At 40.5% G+C, this 16,007-nt stretch carries 16 protein-coding genes; all 16 read left to right on the top strand.

Translation table 11 applies throughout. The annotated features are described in order from the left end of the window. Positions 1-45: 45 nt before the first annotated feature. Positions 46-825, top strand: coding sequence for an alpha/beta hydrolase (locus tag QM857_RS03135; protein WP_414275036.1), 780 nt, complete (start codon positions 46-48; stop codon positions 823-825). Positions 826-931: 106 nt separating this feature from the next. Continuing rightward, positions 932-1,633 (top strand): M57 family metalloprotease, encoded by a 702-nt coding sequence (locus tag QM857_RS03130; protein WP_025168598.1) that lies wholly within the window; start codon positions 932-934, stop codon positions 1,631-1,633. Between the two features lie 68 nt (positions 1,634-1,701). After that, the gene (gene uvrC / locus QM857_RS03125) at positions 1,702-3,528 is read left to right on the top strand and encodes an excinuclease ABC subunit UvrC (protein ID WP_414275035.1); all 1,827 of its coding nucleotides are present in this window, start codon (positions 1,702-1,704) and stop codon (positions 3,526-3,528) included. Between the two features lie 68 nt (positions 3,529-3,596). Next, positions 3,597-4,547, top strand: a complete 951-nt coding sequence (gene rsmH, locus QM857_RS03120; protein ID WP_414275034.1) for a 16S rRNA (cytosine(1402)-N(4))-methyltransferase RsmH — start codon at positions 3,597-3,599, stop codon at positions 4,545-4,547. A 9-nt stretch (positions 4,548-4,556) separates the two neighbouring features. Continuing rightward, positions 4,557-4,874, top strand: a complete 318-nt coding sequence (gene ftsL / locus QM857_RS03115; RefSeq protein ID WP_414275033.1) for a cell division protein FtsL — start codon at positions 4,557-4,559, stop codon at positions 4,872-4,874. 3 nt (positions 4,875-4,877) lie between these two features. Continuing rightward, positions 4,878-7,133 carry a penicillin-binding protein PBP2X gene (gene pbp2X / locus QM857_RS03110; protein ID WP_414275032.1) on the top strand — a complete coding sequence of 752 codons (2,256 nt, stop codon included), beginning with the start codon at positions 4,878-4,880 and terminating at the stop codon, positions 7,131-7,133. A gap of 1 nt (position 7,134) precedes the next feature. Then, the gene (gene mraY, locus QM857_RS03105) at positions 7,135-8,115 is read left to right on the top strand and encodes a phospho-N-acetylmuramoyl-pentapeptide-transferase (RefSeq protein WP_414275031.1); all 981 of its coding nucleotides are present in this window, start codon (positions 7,135-7,137) and stop codon (positions 8,113-8,115) included. A gap of 130 nt (positions 8,116-8,245) precedes the next feature. Beyond that, positions 8,246-8,767 (top strand): FUSC family protein, encoded by a 522-nt coding sequence (locus QM857_RS03100; protein ID WP_414275030.1) that lies wholly within the window; start codon positions 8,246-8,248, stop codon positions 8,765-8,767. A gap of 82 nt (positions 8,768-8,849) precedes the next feature. After that, a complete protein-coding gene (gene glnR / locus QM857_RS03095) occupies positions 8,850-9,206 on the top strand; it encodes a transcriptional repressor GlnR (RefSeq protein WP_000659542.1) in 357 nt (118 codons plus the stop codon). A gap of 35 nt (positions 9,207-9,241) precedes the next feature. Further along, positions 9,242-10,588, top strand: a complete 1,347-nt coding sequence (gene glnA / locus QM857_RS03090; protein WP_414275029.1) for a type I glutamate--ammonia ligase — start codon at positions 9,242-9,244, stop codon at positions 10,586-10,588. Between the two features lie 119 nt (positions 10,589-10,707). Beyond that, positions 10,708-11,028 (top strand): PadR family transcriptional regulator, encoded by a 321-nt coding sequence (locus tag QM857_RS03085; RefSeq protein WP_000423982.1) that lies wholly within the window; start codon positions 10,708-10,710, stop codon positions 11,026-11,028. After that, positions 11,028-11,603, top strand: coding sequence for a DUF2812 domain-containing protein (locus tag QM857_RS03080; RefSeq protein ID WP_414275028.1), 576 nt, complete (start codon positions 11,028-11,030; stop codon positions 11,601-11,603). The genes QM857_RS03085 and QM857_RS03080 overlap by 1 nt, the downstream gene beginning before the upstream one ends. 21 nt (positions 11,604-11,624) lie before the next feature. Further along, entirely contained in the window at positions 11,625-12,137 is a 513-nt protein-coding gene (locus QM857_RS03075; protein ID WP_414275027.1) for a DUF2812 domain-containing protein, read from the top strand. Between the two features lie 161 nt (positions 12,138-12,298). Then, a complete protein-coding gene (gene hrcA / locus QM857_RS03070; RefSeq protein WP_178895437.1) occupies positions 12,299-13,333 on the top strand; it encodes a heat-inducible transcriptional repressor HrcA in 1,035 nt (344 codons plus the stop codon). A gap of 26 nt (positions 13,334-13,359) precedes the next feature. Next, a complete protein-coding gene (grpE, locus tag QM857_RS03065) occupies positions 13,360-13,875 on the top strand; it encodes a nucleotide exchange factor GrpE (protein ID WP_414275026.1) in 516 nt (171 codons plus the stop codon). Positions 13,876-14,126: 251 nt separating this feature from the next. Then, positions 14,127-15,950 carry a molecular chaperone DnaK gene (dnaK, locus tag QM857_RS03060; protein WP_036754815.1) on the top strand — a complete coding sequence of 608 codons (1,824 nt, stop codon included), beginning with the start codon at positions 14,127-14,129 and terminating at the stop codon, positions 15,948-15,950. Positions 15,951-16,007 lie beyond the last annotated feature (57 nt).

Raw genomic sequence — 16,007 nt, 5'->3', positions numbered from 1 at the left:
TCGAGTTTCGGCTTTTTCTTATCTTAAATAATTAAGGAGCAAGTTATGGCAGTAATGAAGATTGAGTATTACTCAGAAGTTTTAGATATGGAGTGGGGTGTAAATGTTCTCTACCCTGATGCATCTCGGGTGACAGAACCAGACTCTACAGATATCCCTGTTCTTTATCTCCTTCACGGGATGTCAGGAAATCATAACAGCTGGCTCAAGCGAACCAATGTGGAGCGCTTGGTGCGAGGAACCAATCTGATTGTTGTCATGCCAAATACAAACAATGGTTGGTATACAGATACTCAGTATGGCTATAACTACTATACAGCTCTAGCAGAAGAATTGCCTAAGGTGCTCAAACGCTTCTTCCCTAATATGACAAGTAAGCGAGAAAAAACCTTCATTGCTGGTTTATCAATGGGAGGCTACGGTTCCTTCAAATTGGCACTGTCAACTGACCGTTTCTCGCATGCCGCTAGCTTTTCTGGGGCACTTAGTTTCGAGGAGTTTTCTCCTGAGAGTCAAGATTTAGGGACGCGTGCCTACTGGAGAGGTGTTTTTGGTAAAGTTAATGATTGGGTGAATAGCCCTTACTCACTTGAAACACTCGCTAAAAAGTCTGATAAGAAAACCAAGCTCTGGGTTTGGTGTGGGGAACAAGATTATCTCTATTCTGCCAATAATCTGGCAGTTAAAAATCTGAAGAAACTTGGTTTCGATGTGACCTATAGTCATAGTGCAGGAACCCATGAGTGGTATTATTGGGAAAAGCAATTGGAACGTTTTTTGGCTACTTTACCAATTGATTTCGTTTTGGAAGAACGCTTGTCTTAATTTTAGCTTTCTTTCAGTTTTCTTCAGTAAAATAGAGAACCTATCTTTAGAATGGGAATCCATGGCTTAAAGATGGGTTCTTATTTTTTTAGAAAGGTGGGCAATTATGGGCTGGATTATTCGTGTGTTATGTCGATTTTTATTAGGGATTTTGCGCATTTTTTGGCGCCTTGTATGGACACTTATCCTCTTAATTCTCATCACTTTTGGGATTCTCTGGTATGTGACAGGTGATTTACCTGCTACTTTAAATCAAGTTAGCAAAGTAGTTCAAGTCGGCCAAGCAGGTTGGCAACAATGGCAAGAAACTGGTAAATTACAAGGTCTGTCTCAGACCGATAATCATCAAGGTTCAGGGGCAAAATGGCCAAAGGCGCAAGCGACTATCTATATCGATCCTCAAATGGATGCGACTTTCCAAAGGGCCTATCTTGAAGCTATTGCTAACTGGAATCAGACTGGAGTATTTCATTTTGAAATTGTAACCGAACCGGATCAGGCCAATATTTTTGCGACTGAAATGAATGATGGTTCGACAGCCGTTGCTGGTGAGGCGGAGAGTCAGACAAATCTCCTAACCAAACAATTCACTTCAGTGACCGTTCGCCTGAATCATTATTATTTATCTAATCAAAACTATGGCTATACCTACGACCGCATCTTGCATACAGCAGAGCATGAGCTAGGGCATGCCATTGGTTTGGAACATACCAATGAAGTTTCGGTCATGCAGCCAGCGGGGTCATACTATGGTATTCAGGCTCAAGATGTTCAAGCAGTTCAGAAACTTTACGGCTCTGGAGAATAAGTGTTTTTAAGCTCAAATAGGACTTCTTGATGTCAGCAATGGTAAGGAGTTTTTGCTATAATGGAACTATGAATAACTTGATCAAATCAAAACTGGAGCTCTTGCCAACTAGTCCAGGTTGTTACATCCACAAAGACAAGAATGGGACCATCATCTATGTGGGGAAGGCTAAAAATCTGCGTAATCGTGTACGGTCCTATTTCCGTGGAAGTCATGATACCAAGACAGAAGCCTTAGTATCTGAAATTGTGGATTTTGAGTTTATCGTTACGGAGTCCAATATTGAGGCTCTTCTACTTGAAATCAACCTGATTAAGGAAAACAAGCCTAAATACAATATTATGCTCAAGGACGATAAGTCCTATCCTTTTATCAAAATTACCAATGAGCGTTATCCTCGTTTGATTATTACCCGTCAGGTCAAGAAAGACGGAGGACTCTATTTTGGTCCCTATCCGGATGTGGGCGCGGCCAATGAAATCAAACGGCTATTGGATCGGATTTTTCCTTTTCGTAAATGTACCAATCCACCATCGAAGGTTTGTTTTTATTACCATATAGGTCAGTGTATGGCACATACTGTTTGCCATAAAGACGAGGCCTATTTCAAAGCCATGGCCCAAGAAGTTTCTGATTTTCTCAAGGGGCAGGATGATAAAATCATCGATGACCTCAAGGAAAAGATGAATGTGGCGGCTCAGAGCATGGAATTTGAACGTGCAGCTGAATACCGTGATTTAATTCAGGCCATTGGAACCCTTCGGACCAAGCAACGTGTTATGGCCAAGGATCTCCAAAATCGTGATGTCTTCGGTTACTATGTGGATAAGGGTTGGATGTGCGTTCAGGTTTTCTTTGTTCGCCAAGGTAAGCTCATTGAGCGTGATGTCAACCTTTTTCCATACTACAATGATCCAGATGAAGATTTCTTAACCTATGTTGGGCAGTTTTATCAAGAAAAATCACACTTGGTTCCTAATGAGATTCTGATTCCTCAGGATATTGATGAAGAAGCAGTTAAGGCTTTGGTGGATACCAAGGTTCTTAAACCTCAGCGCGGGGAGAAAAAGCAACTGGTCAATCTCGCCATCAAAAATGCTCGTGTCAGTCTAGAGCAGAAATTTAATCTGTTGGAGAAATCGGTTGAAAAGACCCAAGGGGCTATTGAAAACTTAGGACGATTGCTCAAGATTCCAACCCCAGTCCGTATCGAGTCCTTTGACAATTCCAATATCATGGGGACTAGTCCAGTCTCTGCTATGGTTGTTTTTGTCAATGGAAAACCTAGCAAGAAGGATTACCGTAAGTATAAAATCAAGACTGTGGTCGGACCAGATGACTATGCTAGTATGCGTGAGGTCATCCGCAGACGCTATGGACGCGTCCAGCGTGATGGTTTGACACCGCCAGATTTGATTGTCATTGATGGTGGTCAAGGTCAGGTTAATATTGCCAAGCAGGTTATTCAAGAAGAGTTAGGGTTAGATATTCCAATCGCAGGTCTGCAAAAGAATGACAAGCACCAAACCCATGAATTGCTCTTTGGCGATCCTCTCCAAGTCATCGAACTCTCACGGACCTCACAGGAATTTTTCCTCCTGCAACGCATTCAGGATGAAGTCCACCGCTTTGCAATCACCTTCCACCGTCAACTACGTTCTAAAAATTCCTTCTCTTCTCAATTAGATGGAATTGAAGGTTTGGGTCCAAAACGCAAGCAGAATTTGATGAAATATTTCAAATCTCTGACAAAAATCAAGGAAGCCAGCGTGGATGAGATTGTCGCCGTTGGTATACCAAGAGCAGTGGCAGAAGCAGTTCATCATCACCTGAATCCAGAAGTAGACTCAGGGCTAGCTCAAGTAGCTGAAAAGCCAGTTGAATATAAGGAATAAACTAGCAGAGGAATGTTTTAGCTTTAGTGGGTGCAAGCTAGTCGGATTTGTGGTAAAATAGATAAGATATGACAAAAGAATTTCATCATGTAACGGTCATGCTCCATGAGACTATTGATATGCTAGATGTGAAACCTGATGGTATTTACGTTGATGCGACCTTGGGAGGAGCAGGACACAGCGAGTATTTATTAAGTAAGTTAAGCGAGAAAGGCCATCTCTATGCCTTTGACCAAGACCAGAATGCCATTGATAATGCGCAAAAACGTCTGGCTCCCTATATCGAAAAGGGCATGGTCACCTTCATCAAGGATAATTTCCGTCATTTGAAGGACTGCTTACATGACTTAGGTGTGAATGAAATTGATGGAATTTGTTATGACTTAGGTGTGTCAAGCCCGCAGTTAGATCAACGTGAACGTGGTTTTTCTTATAAAAAAGATGCTCCGCTTGATATGCGAATGAATCAAGAAGCTAGTTTGACCGCTTATGAAGTCGTTAATCACTACGACTACCATGATTTGGTAAGAATCTTTTTCAAATATGGAGAAGAAAAGTTTTCCAAACAGATTGCTCGAAAAATTGAACAGGTGCGTGAACAGAAACCGATTGAGACCACGACGGAATTGGCAGAGATTATTAAATCTGCCAAACCGGCAAAGGAGCTCAAGAAAAAAGGCCACCCAGCCAAACAAATTTTCCAAGCTATCCGTATAGAGGTCAATGATGAACTGGGTGCTGCAGATGAATCAATCCAGCAGGCTATGGATATGCTGGCTCTAGACGGCAGAATATCAGTGATTACCTTCCATTCGCTGGAGGACCGCTTGACCAAACAGTTATTTAAGGAAGCTTCCACAGTTGAAGTTCCTAAAGGTTTGCCTTTCATCCCAGACGATCTCAAGCCCAAAATGGAATTGGTATCTCGGAAACCGATTTTACCAAGCAAGGAAGAATTGGAAGCCAATAATCGTTCCCACTCAGCCAAGCTTCGAGTGGCAAGAAAAATTCACAAGTAAGAGGAAATAATGGCAGAAAACAGAGGAACAACGAGCCAATTGCTACAAGCTCGTATAAAAAAATTTTCACGTGTTGAAAAGGCCTTTTACCTTTCAATTGCCATCACAGCTCTTGTCTTAGCAATTAGTGTAGTCTATATGCAGACAAAACTTTTTCAGGTCCAGAGTGATTTGACAACAGTCAATTCACAAATTGAGGAAAAAAAGACAGAGCTGGATGATGCTAAACAAGAAGTTAATGAATTGATCCGATCAGAACGTTTGACCGGAATTGCAGACTCACAAGACTTGCAATTGAATAATGAAAATATCCGATCGGCGGAGTAGTAAATGAAAAACTGGAAAGAACGAATCATACGCTTTGCCATTAAAAATCGCAAATCTCCAACAGAAAACCGCAGACTAGTGGGAAAGAATTTGAGCCTTCTGGCCGTCTTTCTCTTTGCTGTTTTTTTGGTTAACTTTGCGGTAATTATTGGTACAGGCTCAAAATTTGGTGTTGACCTAGTTAAGGAAGCAAGAAAGGTCCACCAAACAACTCGGACAGTTCCTGCAAAACGAGGAACTATCTATGACCGTAATGGTACACCAATCGCAGAAGATGCAACATCCTACAACGTTTATGCGATTATCGATAAGGAATATAAATCTGCAAATGGGAAAGTTCTTTATGTAGAGGAGTCTCAGTATAGCAAGGTTGCAGAAGTCTTCCATAAATATCTAGATATGGATGAGTCCTACGTCAAGGAACAACTTTCTCAACCTAATCTTAAGCAAGTTTCCTTTGGTGTAAAGGGAAATGGTATTACCTATGCCAATATGATGTCCATAAAAAAGGATTTGGAAACAGCTAAGGTTCAGGGAGTTGATTTTACAACAAGTCCAAATCGAAGCTATCCTAATGGGAAATTTGCTTCATCTTTCATCGGACTAGCGCAGTTGCATGAAAATGAGGATGGTTCAAAGAGTCTCATTGGGACGTCTGGTGTCGAGAGTTCCTTGAATAGCTTGTTAGCGGGAACAGATGGTATCATTACCTATGAAAAAGACCGCTTAGGTAATATTGTTCCAGGTACGGAGCAAGTTACCCGACAGACTGTAAACGGGAAAGACGTCTATACGACCCTATCTAGTCCTTTACAATCTTTCATGGAAAGTCAAATGGATGCCTTCCAAGAAAAAGTCAAGGGTAAATATATGACTGCGACCTTGGTTAGTGCCAAGACGGGAGAGATTCTCGCTACAACTCAAAGGCCAACCTTTGATGCTGATACCAAAGAAGGGATTACAGAGGACTTTGTCTGGCGTGATATCCTTTACCAAAGTAACTATGAACCAGGTTCAACCATGAAGGTGATTACTTTAGCTTCAGCAATTGACAATAATACCTTCCCTGGAGGAGAATATTTCAACAGTAGCGAATTGAAGGTGGCTGATGCCACTATCAAGGACTGGGACGTTAACGAAGGTTTGACAAGCGGTGGAATGATGACCTTCTCACAAGGTTTTGCTCACTCTAGTAACATCGGTATGACTCTCCTTGAACAAAAGATGGGGGACACTACTTGGCTAGATTACCTCAATCGTTTCAAATTTGGAGTGCCGACTCGTTTTGGTATGAGTGATGAGTATGCTGGGCAATTACCTGAGGACAATATCGTTAATATTGCCATGAGTTCCTTTGGTCAAGGTATTTCCGTTACACAAACTCAGATGCTTCGTGCCTTTACTGCGATAGCTAATGATGGGATTATGTTGGAACCGAAGTTTATTAGTGCCCTCTATGATCCAAATGATCAAACGGTTCGTAAATCACAAAAAGAAGTCGTGGGAAATCCGGTCTCTAAAGAAGCAGCTAGCTTGACTCGAGATCACATGGTTATGGTTGGGACGGATCCTACCTATGGTACGATGTACAACCATAGTACAGGTAAGGGAACAGTCAATGTTCCTGGCTATAATGTAGCCTTGAAATCAGGGACTGCTCAGATTGCAGATGAGAAAAATGGAGGATACCTCCGAGGGGAAACAAACTATATTTTCTCTGTAGTCTCTATGCATCCAGCAGAAAATCCCGATTTCATCCTCTATGTAACAGTTCAACAACCTCAGCATTATTCTGGGATTCAGTTGGGTGAGTTCGCCAACCCTATCTTGGAGCGTGCTTCTGCGATGAAAGAATCTCTCAATCTTCAATTAACTGCTAAAAGTCTGGATCAAGTTACAACAACAACTAGTTATGCAATGCCAGCGACCAAGGACTATAGTCCGGGAGATATGGCAGAGGAACTGAGACGCAATCTTGTTCAACCAATCGTTATCGGTTCAGGAACAAAAATCAAGGACAGTTCAGTGGCAGAAGGAACAAATCTAGACGCTAATGAGCAAATCTTACTCCTTTCAGACAAGGTAGAAGAAATGCCTGACTTATATGGCTGGTCTAAGAAAAATGTTGAAACCTTTGCCAAATGGTTAAATCTTGAAGTTGAATTTGAAGGTACAGGAGAAATTGTTAAAAAACAAAATGTTCGTTCTAATACAGCTTTGAAAGATTTACAGAAAATAAAAATAACATTAGGAGATTAGAATGCTAGTTTCTATCTTTCCTGGAATCCTTACTTTTGTTCTTACAGTAGTAGGAATTCCAGCCTTTATCCGTTTTTACCGTAAAGCACAAATTACTGGTCAACAAATGCATGAGGATGTGAAACAACACCAAGCAAAAGCTGGGACGCCAACAATGGGAGGACTTGTCTTTCTCGTAACAAGTGTTTTAGTTAGTTTAGTTCTTGCGCTTTTGACCAATCAACTAACCAACAATGTCGGAATGATCCTCTTTATTCTCGTTTTGTATGGTTTGGTTGGCTTCTTAGATGATTTCCTCAAGGTTTTCCGTAAAATCAATGAAGGACTTAATCCTAAACAAAAGCTCCTGCTTCAATTAGTAGGAGGAGTTATTTTCTATCTCTTTTATGAAAGAGGAGGGGATGTTTTAAATGTATTTGGGTATCCATTGCACCTAGGCGTTCTTTACATTTTCTTTGCTCTCTTCTGGTTAGTTGGTTTTTCGAATGCTGTTAACTTGACTGACGGAATTGATGGCTTGGCAAGTATCTCAGTAGTGATTAGCCTATCTGCCTATGGAGTCATTGCTTATGTACAAAACCAATTGGATATTCTCCTAGTGATTCTTGCCATGATTGGTGGTCTTCTTGGTTTCTTTGTCTTTAACCATAAGCCTGCTAAAGTTTTTATGGGAGATGTCGGAAGTCTTGCTCTTGGAGGAATGTTGGCCGCTATTTCTATGGCGCTGCACCAAGAATGGACGCTACTCCTGATTGGTATAGTGTATGTTTTTGAAACAACATCTGTCATGATGCAAGTTACCTACTTTAAGTTGACTGGAGGAAAACGTATCTTCCGGATGACACCAGTTCATCACCATTTTGAGTTGGGTGGATTTTCTGGTAAAGGTCAATCCTGGAGTGAGTGGAAGGTCGATTTCTTCTTCTGGGGAGTGGGCTTGCTTGCTAGTCTCGTGACCTTGGCTTTCGTGTATTTATTCTAAAATAGAATATTGGACTATAAAAGAGAAGGATTTATACCCTTCTCTTTTTAGTTCCTATTTTCTTCAATTGATGAATCCTTTTCTCAAAAAAGTAAAAATATGGTAAAATGGAAAAAAGAAAGTTGAGATTATGAGTTATTTTAAAAAGTATACATTTGATAAATCTAAGTTTAAGTTAGGGATGCGAACGTTTAAAACAGGAATCGCTGTTTTTTTGGTCCTAATGATTTTTGGTTTTTTTGGATGGAAGGGACTTCAAATCGGAGCGCTAACGGCTGTATTTAGTTTGAGAGAAGACTTTGATAAGAGTGTCCATTTTGGTACTTCTCGTATTTTAGGGAATAGTATTGGTGGTTTTTATGCGCTGATGTTCTTCCTACTAAATAACTTTTTTCAAGGAGCCTTTTGGGTAACTCTTCTTGTTGTTCCAATTTGTACCATGTTAACCATTATGACAAACGTTGCCATGAACAATAAGGCGGGTGTCATAGGCGGAGTTGCAGCTATGTTGATTATTACCCTATCGATTCCAAACGGAGAAACTGTTTTGTACGTGTTTGCTCGAGTTTTTGAGACTTTTATGGGTGTTTTTGTAGCAATTCTAGTAAATTATGATATTGATCGCTTGCGGAGTCTCATACAGAAAAAATAAAATAATGTCACAAGATATAACATAAACAATTGACGATTGAATTTTTTTAGACTATAATAGACAGAAAGAAGAGGAAGTGCACATGAAGGAAAAAGAATTTCGTCGCAATATGGCAGTTTTCCCCATTGGTAGTGTTATGAAGCTGACCGATCTTTCGGCGCGTCAAATTCGTTATTATGAAGATCAGGAGTTGATAAAACCTGATCGCAACGAAGGTAATCGCCGGATGTATTCTTTAAATGATATGGATCGGTTGCTTGAGATTAAGGATTATATCTCTGAAGGTCTGAACATTGCTGCTATCAAGAAAAAATATGCCGAACGTGAGGCGAAAGCTAAAAAACCAGTCAGTCAAACTGAGGTGCGTCGAGCCCTTCGGAATGAGGTTCTTCAACAAAGTCGCTTTGCTTCTCAACAATCACCTTTTGGTCGCGGTTAGGCAACCGCTAGTCGTCATATATAAGGAGAAAAACCATGCCAATCACAGCTGCAGATATTCGTCGTGAAATTAAGGAAAAAAATGTAACCTTTATCCGTCTCATGTTTTCAGATATTTTGGGAACAATGAAAAACGTCGAAATTCCTGCTACAGATGAACAACTAGACAAGGTCTTGTCAAACAAGGCTATGTTTGATGGATCTTCTATTGAAGGGTTTGTTCGTATCAATGAATCAGATATGTACTTGTACCCTGACCTAGACACATGGACTGTCTTCCCTTGGGGAGATGAGAACGGTAGTGTCGCAGGATTGATCTGTGATGTCTATACAACAGAAGGAGAGCCATTTGCTGGAGATCCTCGAAGCAACCTTAAACGAGCTCTTCATCACATGGAAAAAGTAGGATTCAAATCTTTCAACCTTGGTCCAGAACCAGAATTCTTCCTATTTAAGCTTGATGAGAATGGAGACCCAACTCTCGAGGTGAATGACAAGGGTGGTTACTTTGATTTGGCGCCTACAGACCTTGCCGATAATACCCGTCGTGAGATTGTAAATGTCTTAACTAAAATGGGATTTGAAGTAGAAGCCAGTCACCACGAAGTGGCCGTAGGTCAACATGAGATTGACTTTAAGTATGATGAAGTTCTTCGTGCTTGTGATAAGATTCAAATCTTTAAACTTGTTGTAAAAACAATTGCGCGTAAACATGGTTTGTATGCAACCTTTATGGCTAAACCTAAATTTGGTATCGCTGGTTCAGGAATGCACTGCAATATGTCCTTGTTTGATGATGAAGGGAACAACGCTTTCTTTGATCCAAATGATCCAAAAGGAATGCAGTTGTCAGAAACAGCTTATCACTTCCTTGGTGGTTTGATCAAACATGCTTACAACTACACTGCTATCATGAACCCGACAGTTAACTCATACAAACGTTTGGTTCCAGGGTATGAAGCGCCTGTTTACATCGCTTGGGCAGGTCGCAACCGTTCTCCGTTGGTGCGCGTTCCTGCTACTCGTGGAATGGGAACTCGTTTGGAGTTGCGTTCAGTAGACCCAATGGCAAACCCATATATTGCTATGGCTGTCCTTTTGGAAGTTGGTTTGCACGGTATTGAAAATAAAATCGAAGCACCAGCTCCAATCGAAGAAAATATCTACATTATGACTGCAGAAGAACGTAAAGAGGCTGGCATTACTGACCTTCCATCAACTCTTCATAACGCATTGAAAGCTATGACAGAAGACGAAGTGGTTAAAGCAGCTCTAGGTGAACACATCTACACTAGTTTCCTTGAAGCCAAACGCATCGAGTGGGCAAGTTACGCAACCTTTGTCTCACAATGGGAAATTGATAATTACCTAGATCTTTACTAATGATAAATCAGAAAGATTGTCCGTGAGGACAATCTTTTTTTCTTGCATTTTATATCGAGGTGTGATATAGTTTATATAACGAAGTGCGATATATCGAACTGAATTGGAGGTCTGCTTAAATGGAATTAACAGATAAGATTAGGCGAGTCTACCTTCCCATGACTGAAACGGGTTTTTATATTCTATTCTGTCTGCAAAAGGAGAACCATGGCTATGGTATTACACAAAAGGTCAAAGAGATGACAGATTCGCAAGTATCCATTAGTCCTGGAACTATGTATGGAACCCTATCGAAGATGGAAAAAGATGGTTTGGTTTCCTTTGTTCGAGAAGAGGAAAAACGTAAAATCTATCAGATAACAGACTTGGGTCGAAAAGTTTTAGAGATTGAGTTGAAACGTATTGAGCGGCTCTATAGAAACAGTCGGGAGGAGCTTTGATGGAAAAGAAAGTTGTTTATAGAATTGCTACCATTGCGGATTATGATAGAGAGGCTCTCTATCTCGGAGAAATGCATGCTCAGGGCTGGAAACTTAAGGAAGTAAGTTACTCTAACTTAGTAGTTGCGGTTAAGTATACTTTTGAAAAGTGCCAACCGGAGCAGGTGGTTTATCAGTTGGACTTTTATCCTATGAAAAAGTCAGAGAGAGCTTCCTATTTACAACTATTTAAAGATTGTGGGTGGGAGCATATTACAGACTTTAATGGTTTTTCCTACTTTAGAAAGCCTTATTCTGGAGTTGAGTCGGATGCCGAGTTTGAAATTTATAATGACGCGGTCGGGAAGTTAGCAATGGTCAAGAAAATTTTAACAATGCGGATGCTTCCTATTTTGCTTCTCTTTTTAGCGCTACTACCGGTTTTCTCAAAGTTACTCAGTGGAGGTAGTTCTTTCAGTTGGGGAATGTTTTTGATTGTTATCATAGACTGTACTTTATTGATAGTTTTCGCGATTCAGATTTCTTATATTTTTTGGAGATTGTTTCAAAAGTGGAAAGAATTATCTGATAAATAAAACCATTTTGGAGGTTAGACAATGAATAGCAAAGTACAATTTCGAATGTTTACCATTTTTGATTTGGATAAGATAGAAGATTATTTGCATGAGATGCATTTGAAAGGTTGGAAATTTAAATCGAATCGTTTTGGCTTTTTCTATTTTGAACAATGTCGACCAGATGATGTGATTTACCGTGTGTGGAATACTAGCTACCTTAGAAAAAATGAGGTAGATTTACAAAGTATTAAGGATAGAGGATGGGAATTTGTGGAAAATTGTTCTTATTCTATTTTTCGAAAAGTAACTTGTGATGTAGATTTAAATGATCAACCTTTCGTGGACAATCGTCTTCAATGGGCTGATGTGAAATCTAGACTTCGTACATCTACAGTTTCTATCTCTGGCGGTCTAGTTATTTGTATGAGCTTGTTTCGCGAAAGTCTCTCTCAATCTTTCTTCCTTATTTTTGCCCTTTATGCCCTCATGATTTCTTACCTAATCTATAGTTTTTACAGACTTAAAAAGAAATATCTTGAGAATGTAAGATGATTTTTTAGGTCCTCAGACTGATTTTTAGCACTCTTGTTAAAAGAGTGCTAATTTTTTGAGTTTTTGTCTTGACATTCTTTACTAAGGGTGTATAATAGAATCATAAGTTAGCACTTGGATGCGTCGAGTGCTAAAAAGATCTATCAGAGAGGAGTAGCGAGATGGTTACAGAACGTCAGCAGAATATTTTAAATCTGATTATTGACATCTTTACCAAAACGCACGAACCTGTTGGATCTAAGGCCTTGCAAGAGTCTATCAACTCTAGTAGTGCTACCATTCGAAATGATATGGCAGTTTTAGAAAAGCAAGGTTTACTTGAAAAGGCTCATACTTCCAGTGGTCGTATGCCGAGTGTGGCTGGTTTTCAATACTATGTCAAACACTCCCTATCCTTTGACCGTTTAGCTGAAAATCAAGTTTATGAGATTGTAAAAGCCTTTGATCAAGAATTCTTCAAGCTTGAGGATATTCTTCAAGAGGCAACGAAAATCTTGTCAGACTTGAGTGGTTGTACGGTTGTAGCGCTGGATGTTGAACCAAGTAGGCAGAAGCTAACAGCTTTTGATATTGTTGTCCTCGGGCAACATACAGCTCTTGCTGTTTTTACGCTTGATGAGTCTAGAACAGTTACCAGTCAGTTTTTGATTCCGAGAAATTTCTTGCAGGAGGATTTAAATCGCCTCAAGACCATGATTCAAGAACGTTTCCTGGATCAGACTGTTTTGGATATTCACTACAAGATTCGGACAGAGATTCCGCAAATTATCCAACGTTACTTCACAACAACGGATAACGTTATGGATCTTATTGAGCATATCTTCAAAGAAATGTTCAATGAAAATATCGTGGTTTCTGGCAAAGTCAATCTTTTGAATTTCGCTAATTTAGCGGCCTATCAATTTTTTGATCAGCCACAAAAGGTAGCTTTGGAAATTCGAGAGAATCTGATTGGCGACCAGATGCAAAGTGTCCGAGTTGCGGATAGCCAAGAATCTTGTCTTGCTGACTTAGCAGTAATTAGCAGTAAGTTCCTGATTCCCTATCGTGGGTTTGGAATCCTTGCGATTATTGGTCCAGTTAATCTGGATTATCAACAATTGGTCAATCAACTCAATGTTGTCAATCGAGTTCTAACCATGAAGTTGACTGATTTTTACCGCTATCTCAGCAGCAATCACTATGAAGTGAATTAAGATTGAAATCATTAAAGGAGGCGAAAATGGCCCAAGATATAAAAAATGAAGAAGTAAAAAAAGAGGAAGTTGTTGAACCAGTAGAAGAAACAACTCCCGAGAAGTCGGAATTGGACTTGGCTAATGAACGTGCCGAGGAGTTTGAAAACAAATATCTTCGTGCCCACGCAGAAATGCAAAACATTCAGCGCCGTGCCAATGAAGAACGCCAACTTTTGCAACGTTATCGCAGCCAAGATTTGGCAAAAGCAATCTTGCCATCACTTGATAACCTTGAACGCGCCCTTGCCGTTGAAGGGTTGACAGATGATGTCAAAAAAGGACTAGAAATGGTCCAAGAAAGCTTGATTCATGCTCTGAAAGAAGAAGGGATTGAAGAAATTCCAGCAGATGGAGAATTTGACCATAACTACCATATGGCTATTCAAACAGTTCCAGCAGATGACGAACATCCAGCAGACACCATCGCACAAGTCTTCCAAAAAGGCTATAAACTCCATGACCGCATCCTACGCCCAGCCATGGTAGTGGTTTATAACTAGGCTAGAGGACTTAAAAAACCTTGTCCGAAATGACACTAAACTATGAAAGAAAGATAAGAAGCAAGCCGGAGGCTTGCAAGGAAGATATTTTCCGCCGTGGTGAAAGTTTCAGTAGCGTGTGCTACTGAAACAGGGGATTTTTGAGACAGTAGGCTCAAAAATAAGTGATGAAATCCCGAAGGGAGTTGCTCACGTCCCCACCACTTAAGGGAAGTATCAAAAAAAAAGATAAAATTTAAGGAGAAAAACACATGTCTAAAATTATCGGTATTGACTTAGGTACAACAAACTCAGCAGTAGCAGTTCTTGAAGGAACTGAAAGCAAAATCATCGCAAACCCAGAAGGAAACCGCACAACACCATCTGTAGTATCATTCAAAAACGGTGAAATCATCGTTGGTGACGCTGCAAAACGTCAAGCAGTAACAAACCCAGATACAGTTATCTCTATCAAATCTAAGATGGGAACTTCTGAAAAAGTTTCTGCCAATGGTAAAGAATACACTCCACAAGAAATCTCAGCAATGATCCTTCAATACTTGAAAGGTTACGCTGAAGAATACCTTGGTGAAAAAGTAACCAAGGCTGTTATCACAGTTCCAGCTTACTTTAACGATGCTCAACGTCAAGCAACTAAAGACGCTGGTAAAATCGCTGGTCTTGAAGTAGAACGTATCGTCAACGAACCAACTGCAGCAGCTCTTGCTTACGGTTTGGATAAGACTGACAAAGAAGAAAAAATCTTGGTATTCGACCTTGGTGGTGGTACATTCGACGTATCTATCCTTGAATTGGGTGATGGTGTCTTTGATGTATTGGCAACTGCAGGGGATAACAAACTCGGTGGTGACGACTTTGACCAAAAAATCATCGACTACTTAGTAGCAGAATTCAAGAAAGAAAATGGTATCGACTTGTCAAATGACAAGATGGCTCTTCAACGTTTGAAAGATGCAGCAGAAAAAGCTAAGAAAGACCTTTCTGGAGTGACTTCAACTCAAATCAGCTTGCCATTTATCACTGCTGGTGAGGCTGGACCTCTTCACTTGGAAATGACTTTGACTCGTGCTAAATTCGACGATTTGACTCGTGACCTTGTAGAACGTACAAAAACTCCAGTTCGCCAAGCTCTTTCAGATGCAGGTTTGAGCTTGTCAGAAATCGACGAAGTCATCCTTGTTGGTGGTTCAACTCGTATTCCTGCCGTTGTTGAAGCTGTTAAGGCTGAAACTGGTAAAGAACCAAACAAATCAGTTAACCCTGATGAAGTAGTTGCTATGGGAGCTGCCATCCAAGGTGGTGTTATCACTGGTGATGTCAAAGACGTTGTCCTTCTTGACGTAACACCATTGTCACTTGGTATCGAAACAATGGGTGGAGTCTTCACAAAACTTATCGATCGCAACACTACTATTCCAACATCTAAATCACAAGTCTTCTCAACTGCAGCAGACAACCAACCAGCCGTTGATATCCACGTTCTTCAAGGGGAACGCCCAATGGCAGCAGATAACAAGACTCTTGGACGCTTCCAATTGACAGATATCCCAGCTGCACCTCGTGGTATCCCACAAATCGAAGTAACATTCGACATCGACAAGAACGGTATCGTATCTGTTAAGGCCAAAGATCTTGGAACTCAAAAAGAACAGACAATTGTTATTCAATCTAACTCAGGTTTGACAGACGAAGAAATCGATCGCATGATGAAAGATGCAGAAGCAAACGCTGAAGCAGATAAGAAACGTAAAGAAGAAGTAGACCTTCGTAACGAAGTAGACCAAGCTATTTTTGCGACTGAAAAGACAATCAAAGAAACTGAAGGCAAAGGCTTCGATGCAGAACGTGATGCTGCACAAGCTGCCCTTGATGATCTTAAGAAAGCTCAAGAAGACAACAACTTGGACGAAATGAAAGCAAAACTTGAAGCATTGAACGAAAAAGCACAAGGACTTGCTGTGAAACTTTACGAACAAGCCGCAGCAGCCCAACAAGCTCAAGCAGGAGCAGAAGGTGCACAAGCAACAGGAAACGCAGGCGATGACGTCGTAGACGGAGAGTTTACTGAGAAGTAAGATGTTGAGGCGTTAAGAAAACGAAAGAAAAATAGGAAGCCATCGCCTTGTGCGATG

Source organism: Streptococcus infantis (assembly GCF_047463315.1).
GTDB classification, from domain to species: domain Bacteria; phylum Bacillota; class Bacilli; order Lactobacillales; family Streptococcaceae; genus Streptococcus; species Streptococcus infantis_AB.
This window is presented reverse-complemented; position numbering and strand designations above follow the sequence as displayed.

Coding starts and splice junctions, on each gene's coding strand:
- uvrC (WP_414275035.1), top strand. CDS start 1,702: ATGAATAACTTGATCAAATCAAAACTGGAGCTCTTGCCAACTAGTCCA.
- glnR (WP_000659542.1), top strand. CDS start 8,850: ATGAAGGAAAAAGAATTTCGTCGCAATATGGCAGTTTTCCCCATTGGT.
- QM857_RS03130 (WP_025168598.1), top strand. CDS start 932: ATGGGCTGGATTATTCGTGTGTTATGTCGATTTTTATTAGGGATTTTG.
- dnaK (WP_036754815.1), top strand. CDS start 14,127: ATGTCTAAAATTATCGGTATTGACTTAGGTACAACAAACTCAGCAGTA.
- QM857_RS03100 (WP_414275030.1), top strand. CDS start 8,246: ATGAGTTATTTTAAAAAGTATACATTTGATAAATCTAAGTTTAAGTTA.
- hrcA (WP_178895437.1), top strand. CDS start 12,299: ATGGTTACAGAACGTCAGCAGAATATTTTAAATCTGATTATTGACATC.
- grpE (WP_414275026.1), top strand. CDS start 13,360: ATGGCCCAAGATATAAAAAATGAAGAAGTAAAAAAAGAGGAAGTTGTT.
- rsmH (WP_414275034.1), top strand. CDS start 3,597: ATGACAAAAGAATTTCATCATGTAACGGTCATGCTCCATGAGACTATT.
- QM857_RS03085 (WP_000423982.1), top strand. CDS start 10,708: ATGGAATTAACAGATAAGATTAGGCGAGTCTACCTTCCCATGACTGAA.
- glnA (WP_414275029.1), top strand. CDS start 9,242: ATGCCAATCACAGCTGCAGATATTCGTCGTGAAATTAAGGAAAAAAAT.
- pbp2X (WP_414275032.1), top strand. CDS start 4,878: ATGAAAAACTGGAAAGAACGAATCATACGCTTTGCCATTAAAAATCGC.
- mraY (WP_414275031.1), top strand. CDS start 7,135: ATGCTAGTTTCTATCTTTCCTGGAATCCTTACTTTTGTTCTTACAGTA.
- QM857_RS03075 (WP_414275027.1), top strand. CDS start 11,625: ATGAATAGCAAAGTACAATTTCGAATGTTTACCATTTTTGATTTGGAT.
- QM857_RS03135 (WP_414275036.1), top strand. CDS start 46: ATGGCAGTAATGAAGATTGAGTATTACTCAGAAGTTTTAGATATGGAG.
- QM857_RS03080 (WP_414275028.1), top strand. CDS start 11,028: ATGGAAAAGAAAGTTGTTTATAGAATTGCTACCATTGCGGATTATGAT.
- ftsL (WP_414275033.1), top strand. CDS start 4,557: ATGGCAGAAAACAGAGGAACAACGAGCCAATTGCTACAAGCTCGTATA.